This is a genomic window from Streptomyces sp. C (genome assembly GCF_000158895.1).
Lineage (GTDB): Bacteria > Actinomycetota > Actinomycetes > Streptomycetales > Streptomycetaceae > Streptomyces > Streptomyces racemochromogenes.
The window spans coordinates 6,503,782-6,507,956 of record NZ_GG657750.1 but is presented as its reverse complement, the minus strand read 5'-3'; the positions used below and the strand labels follow the sequence as shown (position 1 = coordinate 6,507,956).

3 protein-coding genes and 1 pseudogene are annotated in these 4,175 nt (G+C 73.7%); 2 read left to right on the top strand and 2 right to left on the bottom strand.

Annotated elements, in window-relative coordinates:
* Nucleotides 1-254, bottom strand: a pseudogene (locus SSNG_RS42415) (hypothetical protein); the annotation flags it as partial.
* Nucleotides 255-406: 152 nt separating this feature from the next.
* Entirely contained in the window at nucleotides 407-2,122 is a 1,716-nt protein-coding gene (gene metG, locus SSNG_RS29195; RefSeq protein WP_007267532.1) for a methionine--tRNA ligase, read from the bottom strand.
* Nucleotides 2,123-2,642: 520 nt separating this feature from the next.
* Here metG and SSNG_RS29190 point away from each other — a divergent pair.
* Together SSNG_RS29190 and SSNG_RS42410 are read left to right on the top strand one after the other, a co-directional pair.
* Nucleotides 2,643-3,173 carry a sigma-70 family RNA polymerase sigma factor gene (locus SSNG_RS29190; RefSeq protein ID WP_128637565.1) on the top strand — a complete coding sequence of 177 codons (531 nt, stop codon included), beginning with the start codon at nucleotides 2,643-2,645 and terminating at the stop codon, nucleotides 3,171-3,173.
* Nucleotides 3,170-4,175 (top strand): helix-turn-helix domain-containing protein (locus tag SSNG_RS42410; protein WP_050779768.1); only part of this gene is annotated, 1,006 nt, incomplete at its 3' end. The genes SSNG_RS29190 and SSNG_RS42410, both read left to right, overlap by 4 nt.

Below are 4,175 nucleotides of genomic sequence, written 5' to 3'. Positions count from 1 at the left end.
CCGACCTCGGACTGCCCCTGTCCGGTGAGCACCAGGTACAGCAGCGGCACCGCCACCGCGCCCAGCAGCGCGGCGGCGAGTGCCTCCCGGCGCCGGCCCAGGGCGGTGGCGGCCGCGGCGGCGAGGTATCCGGCGGCCGCACACCAGCCCCACAGGCGGTGCGGGGCCAGGGTGGAGAACAGCGGGAAGGACAGCGCCCAGGCGGCGGCGAGCAGCCAGCCGGCGGTCCACCGGGCGGTACGGGAAGGGGTCATGGACCCATTCCAGCCGCGCGGCACCGGCCTGGTCTGCACGCCCAGGCGGAGTCCTGACGGTCGGGTTTCCCCTACCACCGGCGGGGTGCGCGGATACGCCGGAGGGGCGCGACCGCGCGGGCCGCGCCCCTCCGGGGCGGTCATCGGGGCGCTCAGGCCTCCGGGTCGCCGCCGAAGCGCTCGCGGTAGGACTCCAGGTCCTCCTCGGTGATCCGGGCGAAGAGCACCGGCGGCACGGTGAACGGCGTCCCGGCCGGGACGGTGTCCAGCGCCTTGGCCTGCTCCGGGGTGACCCAGGCGGCGGTGTCGCCGGGCAGCTCGAAGGAGGAGCGCATGGCGCGCGCCGAGGCCGGGATGAACGGCTCGGAGACCACCGAGTAGAGGTGGATGAGGTTCATCGCGGTGCGCAGGGTGAGGGCCGCGGCGTCGAGGTCGGTCTTGACCTCCAGCCACGGGGCCTTCTCGTCGAGGTAGGCGTTGCCGGCCGACCACAGGGCGCGCAGCGCGGCGGCGGCCTTGCGGTACTGGAGGGTCTCCATGTGGCCCTCGTACTCGGCGAGCAGCTCGGCGATCTGCTCGCCGAGCCGGCTCTCCGCCTCGCCCGCCGGGTTGCCGGCGGGGACCTCGTCGCCGAACTTCTTCCGGGAGAAGGTCAGTACGCGGTTGACGAAGTTGCCGAGGGTGCCGCCGAGGTCCTTGTTGACCGTGGCCGCGAAGTGCTCCCACGTGAAGGACGAGTCGTCGGACTCGGGGGCGTTGGCGATGAGGAAGTAGCGCCAGAAGTCGGCGGGCAGGATCTCCAGCGCCTGGTCGGTGAAGACGCCGCGCTTCTGCGAGGTGGAGAACTTGCCGCCGTAGTACGTCAGCCAGTTGAAGGCCTTGACGTAGTCGACCATCTTCCACGGCTCGCGGGTACCGAGCTCGGTGGCCGGGAACATCACCGTGTGGAACGGGACGTTGTCCTTGGCCATGAACTGGGTGTAGCGGACGTCCTCGGCCTCGTACCACCAGGACTTGTAGTCGCGGTTCGCCGGGTCGGCGTCGGCCCACTCCTTGGTGGAGGCGATGTACTCGATCGGCGCGTCGAACCAGACGTAGAAGACCTTGCCCTCGGCGGCCAGCTCGGGCCAGGTGTCGGCCGGGACCGGGACGCCCCAGTCGAGGTCGCGGGTGATGGCGCGGTCGTGCAGGCCCTCGGTCAGCCACTTGCGGGCGATGGAGGAGGCCAGCTGCGGCCACTCGTCCTCGTGGCGTGCGACCCAGGCCTCGACCTCGTGCTGCAGCTTGGACTGGAGCAGGAAGAGGTGCTTGGTCTCGCGGACCTCCAGCTCGGTGGAGCCGGAGATGGCCGAGCGGGGCTCGATCAGGTCCGTGGGGTCCAGGACGCGGGTGCAGTTCTCGCACTGGTCGCCGCGGGCCTTGTCGTAGCCGCAGTGCGGGCAGGTGCCCTCGACGTAGCGGTCCGGCAGGAAGCGGCCGTCGGCGGGCGAGTACACCTGCCGGATCGCGCGCTCCTCGATGAAGCCGTTGGCCTGGAGCTGCCGCGCGAAGTGCTGGGTGATCTCCACGTTCTGCGCGGAGGAGCTGCGGCCGAAGTAGTCGAAGGACAGCTCGAAGCCGTCGTAGACCGCCTTCTGGGCGTCGTGGGCCTGCGCGCAGAACTCGGAGACCGGGAGGCCGTTCTCCTTGGCGGCGAGTTCGGCCGGGGTGCCGTGCTCGTCGGTGGCGCAGATGTACAGGACGTCGTGGCCGCGCTGGCGGAGGTACCGGGAGTACACATCCGCCGGAAGCATCGACCCGACCATGTTGCCCAGGTGCTTGATCCCGTTGATGTAGGGAAGCGCGCTGGTGATCAGGTGTCGAGCCATCCTCGGATGCTCCATTCGTTTCATTTGTACGGATCTACGCGTGACGACGCGCGGTTCATCGTATCGAACCGGCGAAACGCCACGCGTCGGGTTTTCCCGGGGGTCCGGGGGTCCGGCGGCGGTGCGTCGGGGACGCAACGCAAAAGCGAGGACTGTGACCTCTCCGTCACGGCCCTCGCGATGGGCCCATGCTACAGCCGCACCGCCGGGGCCCCGACCGGCGTCCGCCCGCCGGACCGCCCGCCGGACCGCCGGCCGGACGCCGGACGGCCCGGACGGTCCGGACGGCCCCGGCATATGCGTTCGGGCTCCGCGGCACCTCGCGTGATCGGCATCGGTCACCATCCGATCACCCCCGCGCCTAATCCCCTCATGTTGCTCCTCCGCCCCCTCGGAGGGCGTAGGCGCTGCTCTCATGGACCCCGCACAGGGGATGAGGTGGGGAACGGTGAACGATGGCGGACCGGAGGAGTCCGGCGGGGCCGTGGGACTGCCCAGCCGACGGCGGCAGCCGACGCCCATGAGTCAGTGGGATCCGACCGCGCGCCTGTCGTACTGGGCGTTCCACACGAACCGGCGGCCCGCGTACATGCGCTTCGCGTACCTCCAGCTCGGCTCCGACGCGGCCGCCGAGGACGCGGTGGACGCCACCTTCGACTCGATCATGCACGAGTGGCTGCGCATGCTCCACATGGACCGCCTCGACGCCTACGCCTGGACCGTGCTCAAGCAGCGGATCGTCGACTGGCAGCAGCGCCGCGACCCGCGCCTGCGCCGCCCCGAGCCGATGGACATCAGCGCCTTCGAGGCGGCCCTCAAAGAGGCGCACGCCGACCAGTACGAGGTGCTGACCGACACCATCCGCTTCTACTCGGCGGTCTCCCGCCTCGCCGAGCGGCAGCGGGACACCGTGCTGCTGCGCTACGGGCTCCAGTGCACCCCCGGTGAGGCGGCCGCCGTGATGGGCGTCGACGAGGCCACCGTCCGCTCGCAGCTCGGCCAGGCCCACCGGCGCCTCGCCCGGCTGCTCGACACGTCCGCCGGATCATGAGGCCCGGCGAGGACGCCGGGGGCGGCGACCCCGGGGGCGGCCCCGGCGGCGGCCGTGCGGCGGCCCCGCGCAGCCTGGCGGAGTTCCTGGCCCGCGCGGGCGTGCGCGACCGCTACCCGCACTACGACCTGGGCGCGGCCGAAGCCCGGCTGCTGCGCGTGCCCCGCGCCCCCGGCGCCCCGGCGGCCGCCCCGGCCCGGAGCCGGCGGCGCCCCTTCGGCTGGAGCGACCCCGCACGGGACCGCCCGCTGGAGTCGGAGCGGGCCCGGCGCGACCTGAAGGCCGCCTGCCTGGCCGTGGTCGGTGAGCCGCGCGCCGGGGCCGACCTCGAAGCCTTCCTGGAGAGCCGGCACAGCGACCTGCCGGGCGCGGTCGTCTTCGGCTGCCTGCTGTACCTGGCCGGGCTGCGCGAGGGGTCCCGCTTCTGGTGGCAGTTCGCCGCCGGCTCCGGCAGCCCCCGCACCGCTCCGGCCGCCTACTGCCTCTTCCTGGACCACTCCCGGCGCGGCGAGCACCACGACGCCCGCCACTGGGCGCGGGAGCTGGGCCGCCGGGGGTTCCGCCCCGGCGGCCGCCGCGAGCTGCGCGAGGTGCGGCTGTGCGCCCAGGCGGCCGTCCTGCGGTACGTCGACCAGTGCGACGACCCCGACCTGGGCCCGGTACCGCTGCCCAGGCCGGGGCTGCCCGCGGTGCTGGCCGCGTTCCTGCCGCCGCCCCCGCCCCCGGCGCCCCGGCCGCGCCCCGGCCCGGGCCCGCTGCGCCACCCCGCGCTGACGTCGGCCGCGCGGGGGACGGTGGTCCAGTCCGACACCGGCGAGGCCCTGGCGCAGGCGCGGCGCGCGCTGGCCGCCGTACGGGTCCTGGAGCGGCACCCGCTCGGCGTGCGGGCCGCGCAGCTCGCACGGGAGTCGGGGCTGGCCGGGGCGGAGGTGCGCCCGCTGCTGGTGATGCTGCGCGAGGAGGAGTACGCGTACTGCCCCGCCCCCGGGGTGTACGCGCCCG

Coding starts and splice junctions, on each gene's coding strand:
- SSNG_RS29190 (WP_128637565.1), top strand. CDS start 2,643: ATGAGTCAGTGGGATCCGACCGCGCGCCTGTCGTACTGGGCGTTCCAC.
- metG (WP_007267532.1), bottom strand. CDS start 2,122: ATGGCTCGACACCTGATCACCAGCGCGCTTCCCTACATCAACGGGATC.